This is a genomic window from Fictibacillus marinisediminis (assembly GCF_023149135.1).
Lineage (GTDB): Bacteria > Bacillota > Bacilli > Bacillales > Fictibacillaceae > Fictibacillus_C > Fictibacillus_C marinisediminis.
Window position 1 is genome coordinate 1,594,380 of the sequence record NZ_JAIWJX010000002.1, and the last position, 24,203, is coordinate 1,618,582.

The 24,203-nt window shown below is 44.0% G+C and carries 20 protein-coding genes, 1 pseudogene and 2 riboswitches; of the genes and pseudogenes, 15 read left to right on the forward strand and 6 right to left on the reverse strand.

The annotated features are described in order from the left end of the window. The first annotated feature begins 244 nt into the window (after positions 1-244). A complete protein-coding gene (locus LCY76_RS08680) occupies positions 245-919 on the forward strand; it encodes a YIP1 family protein (RefSeq protein ID WP_248252307.1) in 675 nt (224 codons plus the stop codon). A 14-nt stretch (positions 920-933) separates the two neighbouring features. Next, positions 934-2,073 carry an efflux RND transporter periplasmic adaptor subunit gene (locus tag LCY76_RS08685; protein ID WP_248252308.1) on the forward strand — a complete coding sequence of 380 codons (1,140 nt, stop codon included), beginning with the start codon at positions 934-936 and terminating at the stop codon, positions 2,071-2,073. A 16-nt stretch (positions 2,074-2,089) separates the two neighbouring features. Here LCY76_RS08685 and LCY76_RS08690 read toward each other — a convergent pair whose 3' ends face one another. Then, positions 2,090-3,859, reverse strand: a complete 1,770-nt coding sequence (locus tag LCY76_RS08690; protein WP_419714986.1) for a B12-binding domain-containing radical SAM protein — start codon at positions 3,857-3,859, stop codon at positions 2,090-2,092. Positions 3,860-4,014: 155 nt separating this feature from the next. Here LCY76_RS08690 and LCY76_RS08695 point away from each other — a divergent pair, with 155 nt between their 5' ends. From LCY76_RS08695 to LCY76_RS08710, 4 genes are all read left to right on the forward strand, one after another. After that, on the forward strand, positions 4,015-4,308 hold the full coding sequence (locus tag LCY76_RS08695; RefSeq protein ID WP_248252310.1) for a 4a-hydroxytetrahydrobiopterin dehydratase: 294 nt from the start codon (positions 4,015-4,017) through the stop codon (positions 4,306-4,308). A gap of 24 nt (positions 4,309-4,332) precedes the next feature. Further along, positions 4,333-5,229, forward strand: coding sequence for a fumarylacetoacetate hydrolase family protein (locus LCY76_RS08700; protein ID WP_248252311.1), 897 nt, complete (start codon positions 4,333-4,335; stop codon positions 5,227-5,229). 66 nt (positions 5,230-5,295) lie between these two features. Further along, positions 5,296-6,720, forward strand: coding sequence for an NAD-dependent succinate-semialdehyde dehydrogenase (locus LCY76_RS08705; protein ID WP_248252312.1), 1,425 nt, complete (start codon positions 5,296-5,298; stop codon positions 6,718-6,720). Positions 6,721-6,760: 40 nt separating this feature from the next. Beyond that, positions 6,761-7,549, forward strand: a complete 789-nt coding sequence (locus LCY76_RS08710) for an SDR family oxidoreductase (RefSeq protein WP_248252313.1) — start codon at positions 6,761-6,763, stop codon at positions 7,547-7,549. Between the two features lie 288 nt (positions 7,550-7,837). Here the strand turns inward: LCY76_RS08710 and LCY76_RS08715 are convergent, their stop codons facing one another. Beyond that, complete coding sequence (locus LCY76_RS08715; protein ID WP_272885586.1) at positions 7,838-9,031, reverse strand: ornithine--oxo-acid transaminase; 1,194 nt, start codon at positions 9,029-9,031, stop codon at positions 7,838-7,840. Between the two features lie 150 nt (positions 9,032-9,181). Between LCY76_RS08715 and LCY76_RS08720 the strand changes: the two genes are divergently transcribed. Both LCY76_RS08720 and LCY76_RS08725 read left to right on the forward strand, forming a co-directional pair. Next, positions 9,182-9,544 carry a YisL family protein gene (locus LCY76_RS08720; protein WP_248252315.1) on the forward strand — a complete coding sequence of 121 codons (363 nt, stop codon included), beginning with the start codon at positions 9,182-9,184 and terminating at the stop codon, positions 9,542-9,544. Positions 9,545-9,641: 97 nt separating this feature from the next. Further along, complete coding sequence (locus tag LCY76_RS08725; protein WP_248252316.1) at positions 9,642-11,414, forward strand: EAL domain-containing protein; 1,773 nt, start codon at positions 9,642-9,644, stop codon at positions 11,412-11,414. 23 nt (positions 11,415-11,437) lie between these two features. On the opposite strand, the gene mtnA is transcribed toward LCY76_RS08725, so the two are convergent. From mtnA to LCY76_RS08740, 3 genes are all read right to left on the reverse strand, one after another. Further along, complete coding sequence (mtnA, locus tag LCY76_RS08730; RefSeq protein WP_248254631.1) at positions 11,438-12,487, reverse strand: S-methyl-5-thioribose-1-phosphate isomerase; 1,050 nt, start codon at positions 12,485-12,487, stop codon at positions 11,438-11,440. Positions 12,488-12,492: 5 nt separating this feature from the next. Then, positions 12,493-13,704: an S-methyl-5-thioribose kinase gene (mtnK, locus tag LCY76_RS08735; RefSeq protein ID WP_248252317.1), complete on the reverse strand. Its 1,212-nt coding sequence runs from the start codon at positions 13,702-13,704 to the stop codon at positions 12,493-12,495. A gap of 81 nt (positions 13,705-13,785) precedes the next feature. Further along, a riboswitch (SAM riboswitch) is annotated at positions 13,786-13,939 on the reverse strand. Positions 13,940-14,033: 94 nt separating this feature from the next. Beyond that, complete coding sequence (locus LCY76_RS08740) at positions 14,034-14,831, reverse strand: carbon-nitrogen family hydrolase (RefSeq protein ID WP_419714933.1); 798 nt, start codon at positions 14,829-14,831, stop codon at positions 14,034-14,036. An 85-nt stretch (positions 14,832-14,916) separates the two neighbouring features. On the opposite strand from LCY76_RS08740, the gene LCY76_RS08745 reads away from it, so the two are divergent. From LCY76_RS08745 to asnB, 6 genes and pseudogenes are all read left to right on the forward strand, one after another. Next, entirely contained in the window at positions 14,917-16,089 is a 1,173-nt protein-coding gene (locus LCY76_RS08745) for a pyridoxal phosphate-dependent aminotransferase (RefSeq protein WP_248252319.1), read from the forward strand. 87 nt (positions 16,090-16,176) lie between these two features. After that, positions 16,177-16,285: riboswitch (SAM riboswitch) on the forward strand. A gap of 88 nt (positions 16,286-16,373) precedes the next feature. Continuing rightward, complete coding sequence (gene mtnW, locus LCY76_RS08750; protein WP_248252320.1) at positions 16,374-17,615, forward strand: 2,3-diketo-5-methylthiopentyl-1-phosphate enolase; 1,242 nt, start codon at positions 16,374-16,376, stop codon at positions 17,613-17,615. After that, positions 17,612-18,274, forward strand: coding sequence for a 2-hydroxy-3-keto-5-methylthiopentenyl-1-phosphate phosphatase (locus tag LCY76_RS08755; RefSeq protein ID WP_248252321.1), 663 nt, complete (start codon positions 17,612-17,614; stop codon positions 18,272-18,274). Before mtnW ends, LCY76_RS08755 begins: the two co-directional genes overlap by 4 nt. After that, entirely contained in the window at positions 18,271-18,912 is a 642-nt protein-coding gene (locus LCY76_RS08760) for a methylthioribulose 1-phosphate dehydratase (protein ID WP_248252322.1), read from the forward strand. Before LCY76_RS08755 ends, LCY76_RS08760 begins: the two co-directional genes overlap by 4 nt. 22 nt (positions 18,913-18,934) lie before the next feature. Further along, positions 18,935-19,471 (forward strand): 1,2-dihydroxy-3-keto-5-methylthiopentene dioxygenase, encoded by a 537-nt coding sequence (locus LCY76_RS08765; protein WP_248252323.1) that lies wholly within the window; start codon positions 18,935-18,937, stop codon positions 19,469-19,471. Positions 19,472-19,645: 174 nt separating this feature from the next. Further along, positions 19,646-21,510 (forward strand): annotated as a pseudogene (gene asnB / locus LCY76_RS08770) (asparagine synthase (glutamine-hydrolyzing)). Between the two features lie 31 nt (positions 21,511-21,541). On the opposite strand, the gene LCY76_RS08775 reads toward asnB, so the two are convergent. Further along, positions 21,542-22,915, reverse strand: a complete 1,374-nt coding sequence (locus LCY76_RS08775; protein WP_248252324.1) for an MATE family efflux transporter — start codon at positions 22,913-22,915, stop codon at positions 21,542-21,544. Between the two features lie 122 nt (positions 22,916-23,037). Here LCY76_RS08775 and LCY76_RS08780 point away from each other — a divergent pair, with 122 nt between their 5' ends. Continuing rightward, positions 23,038-23,895 carry a helix-turn-helix transcriptional regulator gene (locus LCY76_RS08780; protein ID WP_248252325.1) on the forward strand — a complete coding sequence of 286 codons (858 nt, stop codon included), beginning with the start codon at positions 23,038-23,040 and terminating at the stop codon, positions 23,893-23,895. The last annotated feature ends 308 nt before the right edge of the window (positions 23,896-24,203 follow it).

The window sequence follows — 24,203 nt, forward strand, 5'->3', positions numbered from 1 at the left end:
GTTACCTTTGCTGATAGATCAATTTGAGGAAAGTCCTTCTCCCAATCGGTTTTTTTCACAGATCTGGATGATAGGCGATCAGATCACGGCCGATGCCCATCGTGTAAGAAATTTCCTTTTAAGATTATTCGGAATAGAGGTTTTTGTAAAAAGAAAAATACGTTATTTGCCAAATCAAGACAAAATTGATAAAAAAATTGTGATATGATGGAGGAAAAAGAAAGTAATGGAGGGGGACCATAAGTTGCCGGGTGAAGTGCATATTTTAAAAAGTCTGGTTCAGCCCAGGGAGCAATTTGGTTATTTCCGCCGGTTTAACAGAGCGGAAGGATTTTTTCTGCGGTTTTTGATGATCTGTATCTTAAGTGCCTTTATGACTGCGATCAGTTATTTTCTTTCAGCAGAACATCTGCTGAATATGCCGATTGTAAAAGAAGTGAAATTAACAGAAACCAAACTGCAGGCAAGCAAATATTTATTAATGGTGGCAGGGGGCTTGATCGGCTTTATAACGCCTGCTGTTGTTATAACTTTGATGTCGATTGTTTTTCTTCCCTTCTTTAGAGAGGTTGGTTTTAAGAAACTCTTTGTGCTTCAATCGATTGTTTATTGTGTTTTCTTAATTTCCGCCCTCATTAAGCTTCCGTTTCAAGGGATGCTTCATACGAATGAAGTACTCAGCCCGTTAAGTCTTGGAGTCATCGCCAATTACATGACCAATAACGCGTTTATCATATCCCTTTTTGGATTTATATCGCTATTTACCGTTTGGGCGTTCTATTTAACGTATACCGGATTAAAACAGGCGAGCTATAAATCGAAGACCTATATCATTGCTGCTGTATCGCTTTTATACATAGGGTTCATACTGTTGTCCTCACTGACCTATGCAATGCAATATGGCCAGCTTACTTTATAATGGGGGCCTACATTGTGAACAAAAAAAATATTTTTTTAGGAATTGGAGTGTTCTCCGTTCTATTACTGGCATTGAATGGCTGGATTTTCTCGAAAGACAAAAGTGCATTTGCCAGAGTCCAGAATGTTCACCTTGCGCCTGCAAAGGTGATGGATATTAAACGGACAGTCATGGCAAAAGGTGTTGTCGTTCCGGCAGAAAATGAAGCATTCTATGTCCAGGATAGGCTAGGATATGTTAAAGTGATGGAAGTAAAAGCAGGAGACGAAGTTACACCTGGCACTGTCCTTTTTACATATGAGAATCCGGAGCTTGAGGAAGAAGTCCGCAGCCTGGAACAGAAAAAGGAAGAAACTGCAGTAAAAGAAACGTATTATAAAGATCTGCAAACAAAGCTTCAGGCACAGGCTGATGCGCTTGGTACAGATAAAAAAGAAGAAACAAAGAAGAACCAGCTTGAAAAAGAACAGGCGAAAGCAAAAATGGAAAGTGAACTGGCCGCTGCAAGGAACTCTTCCATCGATGAGCAGCTTACAAAGCTTGCTGAAGAAAAAGAAAACTTATCCATTAAGAGCAATACTCAGGGAGTAGTGAAGAGCGTCAATCAAGGCGCCTCTGAGGGAAGTATGCCGATCGTAGAGATCGTTTCCAAAGATGATGTTCAGATTAAAGGAAATCTGACAGAAGAAGATTCCCTGATCGTAGAGGCAGGTGAAAATGTGGTCATCCTTTCTCCCGCTATGGAAGACAAGCAGTGGAAAGGAACTGTTTCACAATTTCAAGATGCCAAGAAAGGCAATGAAGGATCAGCTTTTCCTTTTACGGTAAAAATGGATCAGGCGAATAACTTAAAGATTGGACAGCATCTGCAGCTGAAGTTGAAACCTGTTATTAGAGAAAAAGCTGTTGTCATCCCAATGTCATCCCTTATAAAAAGCAAAGGAAAGCCATTTGTTTACACGGTGCAAGAAGGATACTTAAAGAAATGGGCAGTACGCACAGGTTTAGCGTACGGGAAATGGATAGAGATTAAAGCAGGAATCCGCCCGGAGGATAAAGTTGTCTCAGACCCAACGTCATACTTGACGGAAAATACGGAAGTCAACGTTCCTACGAAAAAAGCTAAGGACAGCAAAAAGGATGCCCCTCATTAAGGGCATCCTTTTAAATTTATACAGAATGCTGTTCTTCAAGCATAATGCGCTCAAGCGGAATGGTGTAGTGTTCCGGTTCATGGGTCTTCGGATGGTAATAGATCAAAGAAAGAACAGGGTTTTCGTTAATTTCACGTGTCTGGAGGTAGTGCTGCAGATCAAATGGAACTAGATCGAGAACGGTATGCTTTACAAGATCCTTCTCACTTAAACCATACACTTCGAACTCTTCCGAAACAAGTTCAGGATGATTTTTAATCCAGCGGTTGTATTGGTCTGTTTCTGTTTTAGAAAGGGTTTCCTTCCACCAAGAGCGGTGCGGACGGTGTTTTTTACGAGAGAAATAATCGTATTTCATCAGACTCTCGATCACCTCTTCATGTACTGTCCCGCGATGCTGCAAGAACTCCTTAAGCCGCGCAAATAAATCCTCCAGCTGGTGTCCAATACGTGACCAGCCTTTGCTTTCCCAATAATCTCCGTATTCCTGGAAAAAATCGAACGGGGATTCGAACACATGATGGATGAGATAGTGAAGCGTCTCGTCCATTCGGTGGTCGTTCCAGTATTTTTCCAACACATCTTCTACACGCTTAATCTTTATGATTTCGTCAAACGAAAGCACGTTATTGCCCAAAATCTCATAAGGAGAGTGATTCATATAAACATACTCATGGCGGTCAGCAGTCAGGCGCAAACCGGTTCCCCGAAGCATCTTTAAGAAGCCGAGCTGTACTTCTTCCACACCGAATGCGAAAACATCATTAAACGTTTTACGGAAGGAAGCATAGTCTTCTTCTGGAAGCCCGGCGATGAGATCAAGATGCTGTGCAATCTTTCCGCCTTCTTTAACGGTCATTACCGTCCGCGTAAGCTTTTCGAAGTTTTGTCTTCGCTGTACAAGTTCGTTGACATGATCATTGGTGGATTGTACGCCGATTTCAAAACGGAAAAGCCCTGCAGGTGCATTTTCATTAAGATAGGCAATGACCTCAGGGCGCATGATATCTGCTGTGATCTCAAATTGAAATACAACGCCAGGTCTCCTGTTTTCAATAAGAAACTGAAACATTTCAAGAGCGTAGTCACGTTTGATGTTAAAGGTCCGGTCGACGAATTTGATCGTCTTCGCCCCATTATCCATAATAAAGATAAGATCGTCCTTTACTTTTTGGATGTCAAAATACCGGACACCTACTTCAATGGAAGAGAGACAGAACGCACAGGAATAAGGACAGCCTCTGCTTGTCTCAAAATAGGTCACCCGCTTGGAGAGCTGATCCAAATCTTCTTGGAAACGGTAGGGGCTCGCAACGGTTTTGAGATCTAATTTTTCGCGCGGCGGGTTAATCGTTGGCTTTCCTTCTTTTCTCCAGGCCAAGCCCGCTACTTTTTCATAGCGTTTTTCTCCGGAGTGCTCTGAAAGAAAATGTTTAAACGAGATTTCACCTTCGTTTACGATAATGAAATCAGCATCTGGAATTCTGTCGAGCCAATGGGCCACGTCATAGGAAACCTCAGGACCTCCAAGGATAATGGCTGTTTCTGGGCTGATCTTTTTGATCATCTCGATGACTTTTATCGTTTCTTCAATATTCCAGATGTAGCAGCTGAAGCCAAGAACATCGGGCTTTTTCATATAGAGGTCACTCACGATGTTAATCGCGGGATCTTTAATGGTATACTCGGCCATTTCTACTTGGAAATCCGGTTCGCTATAAGCCTTTAAATACCTGAGTGCCAGGCAGGTATGAATATATTTTGCATTGAGTGTGCTCACTACAATGTTCACAGCAATCCCTCATATCTGTTAATTTTATTCAACAAATTATTTTATCATAAAAAAATAGGGAAATAAAACGGATCTGTTGACCGAATATTTTGACGTTTAAACAATCGCTCAGTTATAGTTTTAATAAGGGGCAGAAAGGCGGATTTCGGATGGATGAAGTGCTGTCGGAAGAAGTGATTGAACGATTTATTGAGAGGCATCCGGATTGGAAGCTGACAAACGGAAAATGGCTGGTGAAAAAATACCGATTCGAAAACTATCTGAACGGGATTGAATTTGCCAGTGAAGTGGGACAGCTTTCAGAAAGTTTTCAGCATCATCCTTATATTACAGTGAACTACAAGCTTGTCACCGTTAAGCTTACAACGTGGAGTTTGAGCGGGCTAACGCAGACAGACCTCAAGATGGCTGTCCTTTTTGATGAAGCATTCAGTAAACTCTAAAGAAAGAAACGGAAGGTGAAACCTATGAAATTAGTAGCTGCTTGCTATCAGAATGACTTGTTTTTAGGCAAACTGATAGAGGAACAAAATGTAGTGTTCAATCTTAGTATGGCTGCGAAAGAAAAAAACATGGAATTTCCAGCAACCATGCTGGAAGGAATAAAGCTCGGTACTGTGTTTTTGGATAAAATCAATCAATTATTAGACACTTTTCACGAAAACCTGCTCTTTACATACGGTCTTGACGACCCTGATCTACAATGGCTCGCTCCTATTCCGCGGCCGGCAAAGAATATCTTTTGTGTTGGAAAAAATTATAAGGACCACGCCATTGAGATGGGCAGTGAAGCCGATATCCCAGAACATGTCATGATGTTCTCTAAAGCTCCTACGTCTGTTATCGGCCATGGAGCAGGCATTCCCAGGCATGAGGGTATCACAGAGGAGCTCGATTATGAAGGTGAGCTGGCAGTTGTCATAGGGAAGATAGGAATCGGCATCACGGCGGAAGAAGCGATGGACCATGTTTTCGGCTATACGATTATCAACGATGTAACGGCCAGAGACTTGCAGAAGCGCCATAAGCAATTTTTAATCGGAAAAAGCCTGGATGGTTCCTGCCCGATGGGGCCATGCATCGTGCCGAAGGAATACCTGGGTGATCCCCATGAACTGAAGCTGATCACCAAAGTGAACGGCGAGGTCAGGCAGGATGGCAATACGAAAGACTTTATTTTCACCATACCAGAAATTATTAAAGCGCTTTCGGCGGGAACAACCCTTGAACCTGGTGATATCATCGCAACGGGCACACCGGCTGGAGTCGGTAAAGGATTTAAGCCGCCAAAACTTCTTAACAGCGGAGATCAAGTGGAAATCACCGTAGAAGGAATCGGAACCCTCAGCAATGAAGTAATCTAGGACGTTTTAAGGTCATGGAGAAAAGGAAGAGTAGAAAGAAATTCAATGATTGAGGAGGCATGACCGATGGAAAAAGTACTGTATATTAATGGAGAATGGACCGGCAGTGATTTGAAAAAAATTGAAGTGTTAAACCCCGCAAACGGAGAGCTTGTTGGAACGGTTGCTTCGGCCGGCAAGGAGGAAACCCGTGCAGCGATCGAAGCCGCACATGAAGCTTTTGGCCCCTGGTCCCGCTTAACATCCTATGATCGTTCTGCCTATTTGGACAGGCTTTATGATCTGATGATTGAACAGAAGGAAGAGATAGCGGAAATCATGACAAAAGAAATGGGTAAACCATTGAAGGAGTCGCTGGGTGAGGTTCAGTATGCAGCTTCTTTCATTCAGTGGTACTCAGAGGAAGGGAAGCGTGTGTATGGCCGCTCTATACCGGCTTCCGCTGAAAACAAAAGGATGCAGGTGATCAAACAGCCGGTTGGTGTCGTGGCAGCGATAACGCCATGGAACTTTCCGGCGGCGATGATTACCCGAAAGCTCGGCCCGGCTTTGGCTGCAGGCTGCACATTTATCGTAAAGCCACCGAAAGAAACTCCGCTGACGGCTATTAAACTGGTAGAACTCTGTGAAAAGGCTGGTTTTCCAAAAGGTGTTGTGAATCTGCTTACTGGTCCGTCTTCGGTAATTGCCGAACAGATTATGGACAGTGACAAGGTGAAAAAGGTGACTTTTACAGGATCGACGGAAGTTGGAAAAATGCTGATCGAGCAAAGTGCCAGGACCGTAAAAAATGTATCCATGGAACTTGGCGGCCATGCCCCTTCAATCGTCCTGGATGATGCGGATCTTGATAAAGCGGTGAAAGGCATCGTCGCTTCCAAATTTAGAAACGCAGGCCAGACCTGTATTTGTATCAACCGCGTGTATGTCCATGAGAGCATATATGAAGAGTTTATAAAATTGCTTGTTGAAGCGACGCGCAAGTTGAAAGTCGGAAATGGGATGGATGAGGCCACAGACATTGGTCCGATCATCAACAGGGACGGCTATGAAAAAATCAAAGAGCATGTTGATAATGCGGTTGAAAAGGGAGCAGCTTGTGTTCTGGGGGGAAAAGGTAAGGACGAAGGCAATGCCTGCTTCTATGAACCTACTGTTCTAAAAGATGTAAACCATGACATGCTTATTATGAATGAAGAGACATTCGGGCCTGTGCTTCCTGTGCAGAAAATCAATTCAGACGAAGAGGGAATCAGGCTTGCAAACAGCAGTCCATTTGGCCTTGCGGCGTATGTTTACACAGAAAGTATGTCGAGAGGCACACGTTTGATCGAAGGGCTTGACTACGGCATCATCGGCTGGAATGATGGTGTCCCTTCCGCTGCTCAGGCACCATTTGGAGGATTCAAGGAAAGCGGCATCGGCAGAGAAGGCGGTACGGAAGGCATGGAAGCGTATCTTGAAACGAAGTACGTTAGCATTGTCATCTGATTAATTTTCAGTGAGAGCAGGAAGTGGGAGGAGATTAATTATGGATTTAGGATTAAGAGATAAAGCAGTGCTCGTGCTGGCCTCCAGCAAAGGACTTGGACGGGCAACAGCGATGAAATTTGCCGAAGAAGGTGCGGCCGTCATGATTACAAGCCGTGATGAACAAGCATTAATGGCTACGGCTGATGAAATCAGAAAGAAAACAGGAAGCCGGGTAGAATATGCAGTGTGTGATATTACTCAAAAAGAAGAGATTTCGCGGCTCGTGAAAGCAGCCGCAGACGCGTTCGGGAAAATTGATGTCCTTGTAAACAACGCTGGTGGACCGCCGGCTGGGACTTTTGATTCGTTAAGAGATGAAGAGTGGGAGTTTGCGTTCAACCTGACTCTTATGAGTTTGGTTCGTACGGTTCGAGAGGTTCTTCCTTACATGAGGGAGAATGGCGGAGGCAGAATTGTTAACATTGCCTCTTCTTCATTTAAACAGCCGATCGATGGGCTCATTCTATCCAACACGTTCAGGACTGCCATTAATGGCTTGTCCAAAAGCTTATCTCAGGAGCTGGGCAAGGACGGCATCCTCATTAACACGATCGGCCCTGGCCGTATCGGTACCGACCGGGTGGCGGAGCTCGATGGCAAAGCAGCAGCTTTACACTCTGTGAGCCCTGAACAGGTGAAGGAACAGGTGGAAAAGAGCATTCCGCTCGGCCGTTATGGTACACCAGAAGAATTTGCTAAGACCATTGTTTACTTAGGCTCGGAAGCCAACACTTACATTACAGGACAATCGTTCCTGATCGACGGAGGTATGGTGAAGGCGCTATAAAGAGAGGAAAGCATGGGCTGCTTGAAGAGCAGTAACCATGCTTTTTTTTGGTCTTTTAAACCGAATTGAGAGAATTGGGGCAGTCATTGAGCGAAACAAGGGAATAATTGTGCCAAAAACCCAGGGAATTGAGCCTAACTCGAAATAATTGATCATTACTGAATTTTTTGTCTTTTTCGCGCGTCAATTCACATGTGTGGCCTCACCTCACTCCGCCCATCCTTTCAGATCAGTAGTCCAACAAAAAAACAGGCTGGAAGTACTTCCAGCCTGTTCCTTCTTATTGTGTTAAACAGATAATACTTTTTTTATGCGATCGATCGCCCAGTCCAAATCTTCGTTTGAAATGATGAGCGGTGGAGCAAAACGGATAACGTTTTCGTGTGTTTCTTTGCAGAGGAGCCCTTCTTCTTTCAGCTTCTCGCAATAGGGGCGGGCCGCTTCGCTAAGCTCAACCCCAATGAATAATCCACGGCCGCGGACTTCTGTAATGACCGGATTATCAATCGATTTTAGTTCGTTCAAGAAGTGCTCTCCTAGCTGCAATGAACGCTCAACCAGATTTTCTTCTTCAATAACTTCAAGAGAAGCAACAGAAACAGCAGATGCAAGCGGGTTTCCGCCAAATGTTGATCCGTGGCTGCCTGGATTAAATACGCCAAGAATATCTTTATCAGCAGCTACACATGAAATTGGCATAACGCCGCCGCCCAATGCTTTTCCGAGAATGTACATGTCTGGAACAACTTCTTCCCAGTCACAGGCAAACAGCTTGCCTGAACGGCCTAAACCAGATTGAATCTCGTCCGCTACGAAAAGGACGTTGTTTTCTTTACAAAGCTCTCGTGCTTGTTTTAAGAAACCTTCGGGCGGGATCACGATTCCTGCTTCACCCTGGATCGGTTCCATGATGAAAGCTGCCGTATTCGGTGTGATCGCTTGCTTCAACGCTTCAAGATCACCGTAAGGAATCAGTTTGATGCCAGGGAGCATCGGCCCGAATCCGCGTTTGTACTCTTCATCAGAAGACATGGAAACCGCTGTCATTGTACGGCCGTGGAAGTTGCCTTCACAAGCGATGACTTCTGCCTGGTTGGCAGGAACGCCTTTTACGTCATACGCCCAGCGACGGACAGTTTTAATAGCTGTTTCAACCGCTTCAGCACCTGTGTTCATCGGAAGAACCATGTTCTTTCCTGTGAGATCAGTTACTTTTTCATAAAAGTTACCAAGCTGATCATTGTGGAAAGCACGAGATGTTAACGTGATTCGGTCTGCCTGATCTTTTAAGGCTTCAATAATTTTAGGATGTCTGTGCCCCTGGTTTACCGCAGAGTAGGCACTGAGCATATCCATATATTTGTTTCCTTCCGGGTCATAAACCCAAACACCTTCGCCTTTGGAAATGACTATTGGAAGTGGGTGATAGTTATTCGCCCCGAATTGTTCTGTTTTGGAGATGATGTTTTCTGTTTTAATCATATCTCTCACTCCAATCTGTAGTTTATGGTGAATCCTTTTTACATTATAGCAATGAAAAGGCTTTCTTCCTACCTTAAATTCTCGTATTTCCCGAGCTGAAAAAGTTCGTGGTATAGTAAAGTGGAGGATTATACATAGGAGGAAATAAATATGTTGCATATGCATGTCTTTTCGTGGGGTATAGCGCTTATTCTGTTCTTTGTGACTTATAGCCTATACAAAAGAAAAAATAAAAAATTTTCTAAAATTCTTCATATGATTTTGCGCCTGCTCTATGTAACGACCATTTTTTCGGGTGCTGCTCTCATTTATTTGTGGATTCAGGCCGGTGCCGTGAATATTGGTCCGCTTATTGTTAAAGGTGTACTTGGGCTGGCTGTCATTGGACAGATGGAGGTTATGCTTTACGGTGAAAAACGCAATGAACTGAAAAAAACCCGCTGGATCACCTTTGTGCTTGCGCTGGCTCTTGTGTTTTATTACGGCTATTCTGTATTGCCGATGAGCTTTTAATGAAGCGATGAAGTTTGTGTAAACAAATGAGCAGCCGATGCCGATAAAGAATACAGAGAACTGTATATTGGCATTTGAATAGATCGAGGTGCTCATGATGAAGAATGATAACGAAGAAATAATGGCACTGTCTCACTTAGTGAAGGCATCAACTGTTGAAATGATTAAGCTAAATGCCAGCCTTCAAGAATCTGAACAGCGCTATAAATCTCTGTTTGATCATAACCCTGACTTGATCTACTCTATGGATCTCACAGGCATGATTACGAGTGTGAACGCCTCTTTGACCAGAATGCTTGGGTACAGACAGCCTGAAGTATTGAAAACGACGGCGATCACCTATGTTTCAGAGGAAGATAAATTAAAGGTAAGCAACTGCTTTAACCTCACCATACATGGGCAGACGCAATGTTTTACAGCTAAGCTTTATCATAAAAAAGGGCATCCGCTCGAATTCTGCATCACCAACCTTCCGATTATCGTTAACGGAGAAGTGGTTGGTGTTTATGGGATCGGTAAGAATGTTACAAAGCAAAAGGAAGCAGAAGAAAAAATCGCTCACCTTGCGTTTCATGATCTATTGACCGGACTTCCTAACCGAATGCTCTTTGAACAGCATCTGGAAAACTGCTTAAGGAAAACCAGGGAAATCGGAGAAAAAACTGCGGTTGTTTTTATTGATCTTGATCAGTTCAAAATGATTAACGAGAGTCTTGGGCATCAAGCCGGAGATCATTTTCTTAAGTATGCGGCAAAACAGCTGAAAAAAAGAATCGGGCGGCAATGCATGCTGTCACGATATGCCGGAGACGAATTCATGGTTGTCATCAACGAGCTGTCAGGTGTGGAAGAAGCCGGAAGGGTAAGTGAGAAACTATCAGAAACTCTGGCTGTTCCTCTTATTTATAATGATCAGGAATTTGTTCTGACAGCTTCGATGGGAATCAGCATCTATCCGGATGACGGACTGACTCCGGATGTTTTGATCAAAAATGCCGGAATTGCTCTTCACCGGGCAAAAGCAAAAGGCAGGGGAGAGCGGGAGTTCTTTAAAGGCGAGATGAACGAGTTCACGATTGAACGGCTTGCCATGGAGAGCTTTCTCCGGAATGCCATTCCAAAAGGTGAACTGTCACTGTATTTTCAGCCCCAGATTAGTTTGGATGATGGCAAGGTCATCGCACTCGAAGCTTTGGTCCGCTGGAACCATCCTCGTCTTGGAATTGTTTCCCCGGGGAACTTCATCCCTCTTGCTGAAGAGACCGGACTGATCGGGAACATTGGGAGATGGGTATTAAATGAAGCATGCCAGCAGCTGAAAAAATGGCATGAGACGATGAACAGTGAGATCTCTATATCCGTGAATGTTTCTGGTAGGCAATTTCAAAAGCTGGATTTTGTGTATGAAGTGAAAGAAGCGCTTCAGCGATCTAAAATTGATCCAAGGTTCCTTCATTTGGAGCTGACAGAAAGCATGATGGTGGAAAATGTACAATATGGCATTAACATCATGAAAGAACTGAAGGAGCTCGGCATTAAAATATCCATCGATGATTTTGGCACGGGATATAGTTCATTGAGCTATTTAAAAGATTTTCCGATCGATATTCTTAAGATTGATCAATCATTCATCCGCAACCTTACGAAATCTGATCACAGTTCCACAGATGCAGCCATCGTCAGAGCGATCATCACGATGTGCAAAGGGCTTTCCGTAACTGCTCTTGCTGAAGGGGTGGAAACAAAACAGCAGCTTCTTGTCCTGAAGGATTATGGCTGTGATCATGTACAGGGGTTTTTCATCGGAAAGCCGGTCTGTGCGGCAGAAATTGAAGAATTGTTTCATACGTACCATACAAAAAGCTCGTGACCCAAAAGGGCCGCGAGCTTTTTTTAGCTATTAAAAAAGTTTGCAAGCTGTTTTTTATAATTTCCTGATGCAATTCCCCTCTCGGTAATGATGGCGGTAATGTACTCATGGGGAGTGACATCAAAAGCCGGATTGAATACCTTCACGCCTTCTGGTGCGATGGGTTCTCCCTGAAAGTGGGTCACTTCTTCTGCCGGTCTTTCCTCAATGGGAATATCATCTCCAGTTGATGTGTTCAAATCGATCGTTGATAGAGGAGAGGCTACATAAAAAGGAATGCCGAGTGCTTTTGCCTGCAAGGCTAGTCCGAACGTCCCGATTTTATTGGCGGTATCTCCGTTGGCAGCGACTCTGTCACAGCCGACGATGACCGCAGCGATGTTTTTTGTTTTAAGTGTATGGGCAGCCATGTTATCCGTAATCAATGTTACATTAATACCTGCCTGCTGCAGCTCCCAGGCTGTTAAACGCGCCCCTTGAAATACCGGTCTTGTTTCATTAGCGTACACTGAGAGGTCCCAGCCTTTTTCTTTTGCTAAATACATGGGAGCCAGAGCTGTACCATACCGGGAAGTTGCAATTCCGCCAGCGTTGCAGTGCGTCATCAAACAATCCCCGTTTTTCAGCAAGGTCAATGCGTATTCCCCGATTTTACGGCAAGTTTCTTCATCTTCCTGCTGAATGAAAAGTGCCTCTTGCTCAATCAGCTGAACCGCTTCCTCAGTATCTCGGGCTTGTTCGGCAGAGCCTGTGACCCGGTCGAGGGCCCAGAACAAATTAACCGCAGTTGGCCGGGATCCGGCAAGGTAAGCTTTTTGCTGCAACAGCTTTGACTTGAACTCGTCATACGGCAGGGAATTGTTGGCCTTTGCCCATAACACGATTCCAAAAGCTGCGGCGATTCCAATGGCAGGTGCGCCTCTCACTTGCAATTTTTTTATGCAATCCCACACTTGTTCAATTGTCGTAACATTAATGTAGACGGTATGGCGGGGAAGCTGCTGCTGATCAAGCAGCAGAAGATGATCCCCTTTATATCTTAGTGATGAAATCCAGGTTTCTGTCGTACTCATAATCATTAAACACTCCTGATGTATGTGATAAATTCATCGATATTTTTTATTCTCTCAGCGTTCTTTACCCAATCGCTTCCAAGCTTAAGCACACGTTTTTTTAACTCGATTTGGCCATTGAAGTCTTCAATGGAATCAAGATCTTCGACATGGGCAAGCCCAATCGTGCGGCGGATCACTTCACAACCTGCAAAACCAATCATATCTGTAAAAATACTATTTAAAATCTCTTCCTCAAATTCAGGAAGTTTGGTTGCAGACTCTACACCCTCTGTTTTCCACAGTTCCCTGTAATGGGCAGTGAAGGTTTCCCAAGTGTCTTTGATCACGCTGAGCAAATAGCTCTGATATTCTTCGCGCCTAAGATTGTCAGAGATATGAAAGGACTGTGAGGCATGATTCAATGCAATATTGGCAAAAAAGTGGGCGATATCAAAGCCTTGAGGCCCATAATAAGCAAACTCGGAATCTATTAATTTTGTAGAAGTTTCGGTAACGAAAATACTTCCGGTATGGAGGTCACCATGCAACAGGGCCTCTGCACGCGTTAGAAATTTATATTTTAGAGAGGCAGCTCTCTGTTTGAGGAGAGTATCATTCCATAGTTTGGAAACGGCCTCCTTCAGCTCGGAAGGAAAATCGTTGGTGTTGATGTCATAAAACGGGTCAGTAAATACAAGGTCTTCGGTTATTTTGCAGAGTTCAGGGTTTGTAAACGTCTGGACAAGCTCTTTCTTCTCGAAAGGATGCAAATAGAAATCACTCGTATAGAACAGGCTTTTGGCAATAAATGTGCCGATGTGCTGTGCGAGATGAGGATATTTGACCCCTTCGATCAGACCTTTCCGCAGAATCACGTGAGAAGATAAGTCTTCCATTACAGTGAGAGCGAGATCCTGGTCTGTATAAAAAACTTCTGGAACATGCTCAGGAGCAAATTCTGCTGATTTTATTAAAGAGCTGCTTTCAATCCTTGCCCTGTCCAGTGTAAGCGGCCAGCTTTCTCCCACAACTTTGGCATAGGGAAGTGCCTGCTTTACGATAATGGATTTACCTGTATCTGCTTCGATTAGCCGAAAAACAAGGTTAAGATTACCGTCACCAATCTCATTGACTTTAATGTTTTGATAATCAGAAAACAGTTTGAGTTTTTGTGCCAGCCCCACCACGGTTTGTTCATTCAGTGGTTTGTAAGCCTGTTTGAGGGTTGTTGCCATCTATACTACCTCCGGAATTTTTTGTATGTAAAAAGGCCTCTTTTCTGTATGAAAAGAGGCCTGGATGTATAGCTTCCACGCCTCTTATCTTGCAAAACAAAGTTTTGCTGGAATTAGCACCGTGCCATACTGGATCTCCAGGCTTCTAGTAGTAGACGCCCCATTTTACAATGGTATTACGGTCGGTTGCTGGGTTTCATCGGGCCAAATTCCCTCCACCTGCTCTTGATAAGAGACAACAAATATAAAATTGTTAGAAAAAACAGAATGCAATAATAATTTACAATGGCAATCATACAATCTTATCCATTGTCCTGTCAAATCTTTTTTTAATAAAATTCTGGACGTCTGTCTTCAAACACAGGAATTCTGTTTCTTACTTCTTCAACAAGATCAGTGTCGACCTCAGCAAACAAAATGGTCTCTTCTTCTCCGTCTGTCTCTGCAATAATTTCTCCCCAGGGATCAATGACCATCGTGTGACCTGCGAACGTGTTGTTCTTATCACTGCCGACCCGGTTGCATGCCACAACGTAGCATTGGTTCTCAATGGCTCTTGTTATTAGCAGGTTCCGCCAGTGGCTCAGCCGCTGCGCCGGCCACTCGGCAGGAACAAACAGGATAGAGGCGCCTTCAAGAATATGGGAGCGAATCCATTCGGGGAAACGGATATCATAGCAGATGACACCGGCAGCCGGAACGTTTTCAAGCATGAAATTTCCTTTGCTGGAGCCCGGAGCAATATATTTTTCTTCCTGCATTAGCCGGATCAGATGGAGTTTACTGTATTCGCCGATCTGCTTACCTTTTCGGTTAAAGGCATACATGGTGTTATAGATTCCTTCATCCGTTTTCTTAGCGATGGAACCCGCAACAATGTTCACTTGGTATTTGCTGGCAAGCTCGCTCATTAATCGTTTGATCTCCTCGCCGTTTGTATCTCCTATCTCATCTAGTCTTTCTAGATCATAGCCTGTAGTCCACAGTTCAGGAAGAACAATCACATCTGGTTTTTTCATTGCTGCCTGTTCAATTCGTTTTGAAGCCCTCTTAATATTTTGCTTGGGATTGCCAAGCTGAATATCCATTTGTATCGCTGCAACAGTAAGTTTCATGCTATCCTCCATTAAAACGTTTTGACAGATTTTAATTAAGCGTATAACATAATTGATTAGAATTTCAAGAAAATTACGAAAGACAGGATGTGTAACCGTGAAACAATTCCAGCAAGCAGAAGCTTTATCGCGGCTGCCTGAACAATTTTTTGCAAAGCTGGTAGGAAAGGTGAGTGCTGCTGCTTCTAAAGGGCATGATATCATCAACCTTGGCCAGGGAAACCCTGACCAGCCCACTCCTCCGCATATTGTGGCCGCTTTGCAGGAGGCTGCTCATAACCCGCAATATCATAAATATTCTCCGTTCAGGGGTTATGATTTTTTAAAAGAGGCAGTTGCTGAACATTACAAGAAAGAATTCGGCGTAGAAGTTGATCCTAAAAAAGAAGTAGCTGTCTTATTCGGAGGTAAAGCAGGTTTAGTAGAGATTTCACAATGTTTTTTGAACAAAGGTGACCTAGCCTTGGTCCCTGACCCTGGATATCCCGATTACTGGTCAGGACTTGCCATGGCGGAAGCTGAGATGAGCATGATGCCTCTTAAAGAGGAAAATGATTTCCTGCCTGATTACGCTGAAATCTCACAAGAGGATGCAGAACGGGCAAAACTCATGTTCTTGAACTATCCGAATAATCCAACGGCGGGTGTAGCGACAGTGCCGTTCTTTAAAGATACAGTAAGCTTTGCCGAAAAGCATAATATTTTAGTCGTCCATGATTTTGCCTATGGAGCCATCGGATTTGAAAACGAGAAACCGGTCAGCTATCTGCAGGTTCCTGGTGCGAAAGAACAGGGTGTCGAAATCTATACGATGAGCAAGACGTATAACATGGCTGGCTGGAGAGTAGGCTTTGCCATCGGGAACGAGTGTGTGATTGAAAGCATTAATCTTCTTCAGGACCACTTCTATGTCAGCCTTTTCCCAGCTGTACAGGAAGCTGCAGCTAAAGCACTCCTGGGGCCGCAGGAGTGCGTGGAAAATCTGGTCTCCATGTATGAAAAACGGCGTGATGTGTTTATTTCAGGATTGAGGGAGATCGGCTGGGATGTGACTGCCCCTAAAGGATCCTTCTTCTGTTGGCTCCCTGTTCCCTCAGGGTTCACCTCTGAAAGTTTTGCAGATTATCTCCTGGAGCATGCACATGTCGTTGTTGCACCAGGCATCGGTTTTGGCAAAGAAGGAGACGGTTATGTTAGAGCAGGGCTATTAACGGATGAGAACAGGCTGAAGGAAGCCGTTGTTCGGATTGCCCAGCTGAAATTATTTTGATAGTGTTGTACATTTAAGAGATTGACAGATTTTTTGTAACCTGTCATAATCACAAGTAATTCTAACATTCGAATAATTTTATTTATTCTCTTATCAAGAGCAGGTGGAGGGACTAGCCCTATGAAGCCCGGCAACCGGCTTATCCTTTAGGATAAAAACGGTGCTAATTCTTGCAGCGGCAGCTGACAGATAAGAGGGAGCGGTATCTTTTTGTTTATTATGCCTCTTCCCTCGGGAAGAGGTTTTTTATTGGAATAAATCTATGCTTTCGGAGGGATTTCAGCATGTCGACAATAACTGCAACCTATCTGGTTCATGATCCAAAAGGCAACTTTGAGAAAAAAGCTGAAGGAATTGCACTCGGACTGACGGTCGGTTCATGGACGGACTTGCCGGATCTTCAGAAAGAACAGCTGCGAAACCATAAAGGCCACGTAGTGGAAATCAATGAATTGCCCGAAGATACGAGGGTAAATCAATACTTTGGCTCGTCCAGAAAACAGGCTCTTCTTAAAATCGCGTATCCTGCCGCTAACTTCACACCGGACTTGCCGGCGATCTTGACGACTGTTTTCGGTAAACTATCGTTGGATGGAGAAGTAAAGCTGATCAATCTTGATTTTTCCCCTGAATTGGCTTCGGCTTTTCCTGGACCTTCTTTTGGAATTGATGGAATTCGCAATCAGCTGGGGGTTTTTGAAAGGCCTCTTCTAATGAGTATTTTTAAAGGTGTGATCGGCAGGGATCTTCAATATTTCAAGAATCAGCTGAAGGAACAAGCGCTGGGCGGAGTGGATCTCGTAAAAGATGATGAAATCCTGTTTGATAATCCGCTGACACCATTTGAAGAACGAATAACAGCTGCTAAAGAAGTATTAACGGCAACTGAACAAGAGACCGGACATAAGACACTGTATGCGGTGAATTTGACAGGGCGAACCTATGATCTGAAAGATAAAGCAAAAAAAGCGGCAGAGCTAGGGGCAAGCGCATTACTCTTTAACGTTTTCGCCTATGGGCTTGACGTCTTGCAAAGTTTAGCAGAAGATCCAGACATTAGCCTTCCGATCATGGCACATCCTGCCGTATCAGGCGCGATTACACCATCGGAATTTTATGGTATCTCCAACCGTCTGCTTCTTGGTAAACTGCTCCGCCTTGCAGGAGCGGATCTCGTATTGTTCCCGTCACCATATGGCAGTGTCGCTCTTCGAAAAGAAGATGCAATCGGCATTGCAGGCGAACTGACTGAGAAGGATGCAAACTGGAAAGGGGCATTCCCGGTACCATCAGCAGGAATCCATCCTGGTTTAACACCGCTCTTGCTTCAGGATTTTGGCATTGAAAGCATTATTAATGCTGGTGGGGGTGTTCACGGCCATCCAGGAGGAGCTGTGGACGGCGGCAGAGCTTTCCGCGATGCAATCGATGGATTGATGCTAAACAAATCTCTTGAACAGATCAGCCAGGAAAGTAAACCTTTAAAGGAAGCGCTTGAGTTGTGGGGCGGATTGGTAAAAGCATGAGCAAAACGAAAATTATCTTTTGTGACTTTGACGGTACGATTACCGAAAAAGATAATATTATCGATATCATGAAGAATTTTGCTCCGAACGGCTGGGAACTCATTAAAGATCAAATTCTAAATCAGGAGATCTCTATCCGGGAAGGTGTAGAGAAACTCTTTTCCCTTATTCCATCCGACAGGAAGAATGAGATTGTGAGCTATGTCCTCTCAACAGCAAAAATTCGAGAAGGATTTAATGAATTTGCAGCTTATACAAAAGAACACAATATCCCACTGTTTATCGTCAGCGGTGGAATTGATTTTTTCGTTTATCCAATGCTTGATGGAATAATTAATCAAAATAAGATTTATTGCAACGGGAGTAATTTTCAGGGAGAGACGATACAGATTCTTTGGCCGCATTCCTGCGATTCCTCCTGCAGCAATGATTGTGGATGCTGTAAACCTACTATACTGAGAGGCTACGATTCTTCCCGTTATGAAAAAATTGTGATCGGTGATTCCATTACAGACCTGCAGGCCGCCAAGATTGCGGATAAAGTGTTTGCCAGAGATTTCCTGATCGAGAAATGCGAAGAACTCAGCATTGCATACGATCCTTTCTCTACTTTTTATGAGATTGTACAGTATCTTGAAGAAAAGGGAGTGAGAGTTTGAGTACGCTTGATGCGCTATGGACAGAACTGGCGGACATTAAGGATGAATTGGCACAAAGGGACTGGTTTCCAGGAACAAGCGGAAACCTGTCCATTAAGGTAAGTGATCAACCGCTTACCTTCTTGGTTACCGCAAGCGGAAAGGATAAGCGAAGAAGGACGACTGAGGATTTTCTATTGGTGGATTCAGAGGGAAATGCGGTTGATCCAACGCATCTCCGCGCTTCAGCTGAAACCGGTCTTCATTCAAAAGTATACCAGCTGACCGATGCGGGCTGCTGTCTCCATGTGCATACTGTGGACAATAATGTGATTTCAGAATTGTATGCAGGAGAGGGGCAGGTTACTTTCAAAGGGCAGGAACTGATCAAGGCCTTTAACATCTGGGAGGAAGAGGGGTCCATCACGGTTCCCATTATTGAGAACTATGCGGATCTTAAGATATTGGCCGAAAGCTTCGGAAAGGCAATCGGTCCTGATACAAGAGCTGTCCTTATTCGAAACCACGGAATCACCGTTTGGGGCAAATCGGGATTTGAGGCGAAAAGGCACTTGGAAGCAATTGAGTTTCTATTTTCCTATCATATTAAAATGAAATCATTAATGCAGTTTCATGGTGGACAACCATCACTTATATAAAACGAGCATAGGGGGATGCCATATGGCGCAATTACGTTTTCATGATAACAATGAAAGGTATGAAGAACTTAAGAAGGTTAGTGATTATCTTGAAAGCCAGGGAGTAATCTACGAAAATTGGGATATTGAAAAACTTCCTGCACACCTGAAAGAAAACTATTCTTTAAGTGATGAAGAGAAAGCAGAAATCATTCAGGTCTTTAGAAAAGAAATTGATGAACTGTCAGAAAGAAGAGGATACGTGACAGAAGATATAATTGCCCTGTCACCGGATACTCCAAATCTTGATGAGCTGCTTAAAAACTTTTTGGCAGAGCATCACCATTCCGATGATGAAGTACGATTTATTGTGAGCGGACACGGTATTTTTGCGATTGAAGGGCCAGAGGGACGATTTTTTGACGTTGAGCTGGAGCCAGGAGATCTCATTTCTGTACCTGAAAACTATCGCCATTACTTTACACTCATGGATGACCGCAAAGTTGTGGCCGTCCGAATCTTTAAATCAAAGGAAGGCTGGGTGCCCATCTACGATAAACAGGAAACAGCTGTTAAATAATCAGGCTACACACTTGACTGCAGCAAAGGGAGCTTCCTTTGCTGCAGTTTTTTTAATGGCTGGTTTGCAAGCTTTTCAATCTTGAATAATTACACACTCATACCGGTGAACCATTCTCACTTACCTGCATAAAGTAAGTATTGGGCGCTTATGGAAGGATGAATCAGCATCCGAATGGAAAGGGTGATGACGGTGTGCGGGATTACTGGATGGATAGACTGGAAGCGCGACGTTTCACAGGAAAATAAAACATTGATTAAAATGGCAGCTACATTATCGAAGCGCGGGCCGGACGCTTTGAACGTATGGAGCCGCACTCATGCAGGCTTCGGCCATGCAAGGCTGGCGGTTGTGGATCTTGAAGGCGGCGCACAGCCGATGACGAGGGGGGAAGAGAACGCCCCTTGCACACTTTGTTATAATGGTGAGCTTTATAACACCGAGGATTTAAGAAAAGAACTGTTGAAAAAAGGGTACCAGTTTGAAGGTCATTCTGATACCGAAGTGCTTCTCATTTCCTATATTGAATGGGGAGAAAGCTGTATTGATCACTTTAATGGGATCTTTGCTTTTGCGATCTGGGATTCCCAAAAAGAAAAATTGTTTCTAGCACGAGACCGTCTTGGTGTCAAACCGCTGTTTTACTCTATAGCGGGAGGACGTCTTTTGTTCGGTTCGGAATTAAAAGCGATCCTGGCTCATCCTGATGTAAAAGCCGAACTGGAGAGGGAAGGTCTTCAGGAAGTTTTCGGGCTGGGGCCATCAAGGACTCCGGGACATGGTGTGTTTAAAGGAGTCAGTGAACTTAGGCCCGGCCATGGTTTAACGTTTGATAGAAACGGTCAAAGGCTTTGGCGGTATTGGAACGTGAAGAGCGAGTGTCATCCTCATTCGCTGGAGGAAACCGTATCCAATGTGAGAGAGCTGGTGGTGGATGCTGTTCAACGGCAGCTTGTTGCCGATGTGCCGGTTTCCACCTTTTATCGGGAGGCCTTGACTCAAGTGTGATATCCGCAATTGCGGCAGAGCATTTTAAATCAGAGAATAGAGGGCGGCTCCACACGTTCAGCATCGATTATGTGGATAATGACAAGTATTTTAAAGCGAGTGATTTCCAGCCGAACGCCGACGGTCCATTTATTCAAAAGATGGTGGAAGCCACAGGCTCCGTCCATCACAATTGTGTCATTGACACAGAGCTGCTGGTCAATCACCTTCGGGAATCAGTAGCAGTAAGGGATCTTCCGGGAATGGCTGATGTTGATTCCTCATTGCTTTGGTTCTGCAGACTGATTAAAGATCATTCCACGGTTGCACTTTCCGGTGAGTGTGCCGATGAAATTTTTGGCGGTTATCCATGGTTTCATAAACCAAAAGTTATGAACAGGCCCCTTTTTCCATGGATGAGTTCAACGGCTGAGCGGGAAGATCTGCTGCATGATCATTGGAAGAATAAGCTAAATCTATCTTCCTATGTGAAACAGCGGTTCCATGAATCACTCGCGGAAATGCCAAGGCTTGATGGAGAAACGGGAGTGGAGGCGAAACGCAGGGAGATTTTTTACTTAAACATGATCTGGTTTATGACAACATTACTCGATCGTAAGGACCGAATGAGCATGGGGGCAAGTCTGGAGGTCAGGGTACCGTTTGCTGACCACCGGATCGTTGAATACGCCTGGAACATACCGTGGGAGATGAAGATGCTGGAAGGGCGGGAAAAGGGCCTTCTCAGAAAAGCACTTACCGGAATCCTGCCGGATGAAGTTCTTCATAGAAAGAAAAGCCCTTATCCGAAAACACATAATCCAAACTATACGCAAAGTGTGAAAGAGTGGCTTCAGTCGATCATCGATAACAGCAGTTCACCTATACTGGAATTGATAAAAAAAGAAAAAGTTCAGGCGATTATTGATACAAACGGTGAAGCATTTAAAGTTCCTTGGTTCGGCCAGCTAATGACTGGGCCGCAGCTCATGGCCCATCTGTCTCAAATCGATACTTGGCTGAACGACTATAACATTAATATTATCGATTGAAAAAAACCGCGGAATTTACTTCCGCGGTTTTCTATGTGTGAGCTGCACCTGGCTGAATATCCAATACGTTCTTCCTCTCCCAGATTCTTGACCTCCAGCGCCAAAGCATAAGAAGTCCGCGCAGCCACTCATCTACGATAAAGGCGATCCATATGCCAAGCAGTCCCATCTCCATCGTTATTCCTAAAAAATAAGCAAGCGGGACACTGATTCCACACATCGATATGACTCCCATCAGGACAGGGAATTTAGCGTCTCCGGCCGCCCGAAGTGACGAGATGACCACAAGATTAAACGATCGGCCAGGCTCTAAGATAACTGTGACATAAAGCAGCGCTGCCCCTGCGGCTATAATGGCATGATCATGTGTGAAAATGGAGAGAAGATTTTTTGCCGATAAGGCAACGATCAAGGCCATGAAAAAGGAAATAGCCATTGCATATTTCAAACTTCGCAAACAGGTTGAATAGGCTTTGTCATTTTCTCTTGATCCGATCAAACGGCCGACAATGATTTGGGTACCTTCTCCAATTGATACTGAAAAAAGAAAAATAAACATCATGATATTAAGCGCGTATACTTTTGTTGTGAGTGCATCCGTTCCAAGAAGGGTAATAAAATACGTGATCGCAATCTGTGAAGTGCTGTAGGCGAGATGCTCTCCTGCAGCGGGCAGCCCGATTTTCAGCAAGTCTTTTAAATACTGAATTGGAAGAGTTAATAACGATTTAAAAGGCAGTTGTCCAGGTACTCTTTTATTCAGAAGATAGAGAATGACAACCAATCCGATAAATCGGCTGACCGTTGTTGAAATGGCTACCCCTTGAACACCTAGAACAGGAAATCCAAATGGTCCGAAAATAACAAGGCAATTTCCGAGGACATTGAGTACATTCATGAAAATCGCCACATTCATGGCATCACGGGTAAAACCATAGCTTCTAATGATGGCACCGATGGTCATGATAACGGCCTGCACGAACGAAAACCCGCCGACGATGACCAAAAAGGAATACGCTTGATCCATAAGTTCATCAGGTGTGTTCATCCAGCTGAGGAACGTTTTTCCGAACAAAAATAAAATTAAACTCAACAATAATCCGAACCCTAAGTTGACTGCGATTGCCATGACGGCTACTTCCGAAGATTGTTTCACCTTGGAAGCTCCAAGTGATTGGGCAACAACGACACTCGCACCCGTAGCTATGAATCCAAACATAACAATGATGATCTGCAGAAGCTGGTTTGAAAGGCCGACCGCAGCTACCGAATGGTCGGAATAGTAGCTGAGCATAAGTGTATCGGCATTCCCCATCAGCATATGAAGCATGATTTCAATGAAAATGGGCCACGTAATCGCAATCAAGGAGAGTTTGACAGGTTTTAGTGTTTTTGCTTTACTCATAATGTAGAATCTCCTTTTGACAAAAACGATATTGAACTTTACCTATTCTAAAGGATGATTACAGTATTAAAAAGAGAGTTAGCCGATATATCTTGTACTATTACGACTTTTTGAGGTGCACTATGATCCATTTTCCAGTTCCGCCGTTTCCCACTTATATCACAGGAGGAGAAGGTGTTTTTCATCCTGGGATGAAGCATTTCCGCAGGACGTTTTCAGTATATGACTTGATTTATGTAACATGCGGCACCCTCTATATGACCGAAGATAATAAGGAGTATGAGGTAAGAGAAGGGGAATATATCCTGTTAACTCCAGGTTGGGAGCATTACGGCCATAGAGAATGCCAGGAAAAAACTGAAATCCTGTGGCTTCATTTTCATGCAGAAACAGCACCTGCCGTTCATCCTGATGCCGAGGTAGACTGGTCAACGATCTTTCGAAGGGACAGTACTTATACCGAGGCCCCTCAATTTATACTTTCGTTTCCTATAAAAGGAAAAGTGAAAAACCGTGAGGTCATTACAAGCGGCTTGGATAGATTATTTACTCTGAATGAAATTCCATCTCCGGAAAACAAGCTTCGCCAGCAGCTGCAGTTTTCTGATGTGCTGATTTCATTGCAGAAAGAAGTGTTCAGCATTCCGACGGCTGCCGAGCAAGTTACCCAGAGCATTATCGATTATGTTCATCAGCACTACAACGAACATTTTTCAATGAAAAACCTTTCTCAAAAACTCCTGTTCCATCAGGATTATTTAACAAGATGCATGCAGCAGACCATGGGGATTACCCCTTTGCAGTATCTGAACCAATACCGTATGAATATGGCCAAGAACCTGATCAGTTCAACAACTTTAAGAATGAGTGATATTGCAGGGAAGTGTGGAATGGAAGATGCCGCATATTTTTCTAAGCTATTTAAGAAACTGGAAGGGATCAGTCCGCGAGACTATAGGAGAATGTCAAACCTTTTTTAAACCGGATGAGAGTTTCACTTTAGAATCCCTCAAGCCCATGCTTTTTTTTGTGTAGGCATATAACGATTAAAAAGGGTGAAAACTCAATCTTGAAATAAAGAGGCCATCTTTTATGCAAGAGCCTGGGTGGATGGGGTGGCATTCGATCAAAAGGGTTCAATCCTCTTTAACAACAACAGACTTCATCAAATGTTTGGCAATGTCACTGACCTCGATTGGAACTATCCATATGCTTGATGAAAAAAATTTCATCCGGTGAATCCTTATAAGGAAAAAAACCCCTTTGGTTCATATGCGCCATGTGAGCG

What these genes read in the sequence shown, in the direction of transcription:
- LCY76_RS08695 (WP_248252310.1), top strand. Translation starts at nt 4,015, where the DNA reads ATGGATGAAGTGCTGTCGGAAGAAGTGATTGAACGATTTATTGAGAGG.
- LCY76_RS08700 (WP_248252311.1), top strand. Translation starts at nt 4,333, where the DNA reads ATGAAATTAGTAGCTGCTTGCTATCAGAATGACTTGTTTTTAGGCAAA.
- LCY76_RS08705 (WP_248252312.1), top strand. Translation starts at nt 5,296, where the DNA reads ATGGAAAAAGTACTGTATATTAATGGAGAATGGACCGGCAGTGATTTG.
- LCY76_RS08710 (WP_248252313.1), top strand. Translation starts at nt 6,761, where the DNA reads ATGGATTTAGGATTAAGAGATAAAGCAGTGCTCGTGCTGGCCTCCAGC.
- LCY76_RS08715 (WP_272885586.1), bottom strand. Translation starts at nt 9,031, where the DNA reads ATGATTAAAACAGAAAACATCATCTCCAAAACAGAACAATTCGGGGCG.
- LCY76_RS08720 (WP_248252315.1), top strand. Translation starts at nt 9,182, where the DNA reads ATGTTGCATATGCATGTCTTTTCGTGGGGTATAGCGCTTATTCTGTTC.
- LCY76_RS08725 (WP_248252316.1), top strand. Translation starts at nt 9,642, where the DNA reads ATGAAGAATGATAACGAAGAAATAATGGCACTGTCTCACTTAGTGAAG.
- mtnA (WP_248254631.1), bottom strand. Translation starts at nt 12,487, where the DNA reads ATGAGTACGACAGAAACCTGGATTTCATCACTAAGATATAAAGGGGAT.
- mtnK (WP_248252317.1), bottom strand. Translation starts at nt 13,704, where the DNA reads ATGGCAACAACCCTCAAACAGGCTTACAAACCACTGAATGAACAAACC.
- LCY76_RS08740 (WP_419714933.1), bottom strand. Translation starts at nt 14,831, where the DNA reads ATGGAGGATAGCATGAAACTTACTGTTGCAGCGATACAAATGGATATT.
- mtnW (WP_248252320.1), top strand. Translation starts at nt 16,374, where the DNA reads ATGTCGACAATAACTGCAACCTATCTGGTTCATGATCCAAAAGGCAAC.
- LCY76_RS08755 (WP_248252321.1), top strand. Translation starts at nt 17,612, where the DNA reads ATGAGCAAAACGAAAATTATCTTTTGTGACTTTGACGGTACGATTACC.
- LCY76_RS08765 (WP_248252323.1), top strand. Translation starts at nt 18,935, where the DNA reads ATGGCGCAATTACGTTTTCATGATAACAATGAAAGGTATGAAGAACTT.
- LCY76_RS08775 (WP_248252324.1), bottom strand. Translation starts at nt 22,915, where the DNA reads ATGAGTAAAGCAAAAACACTAAAACCTGTCAAACTCTCCTTGATTGCG.
- LCY76_RS08780 (WP_248252325.1), top strand. Translation starts at nt 23,038, where the DNA reads ATGATCCATTTTCCAGTTCCGCCGTTTCCCACTTATATCACAGGAGGA.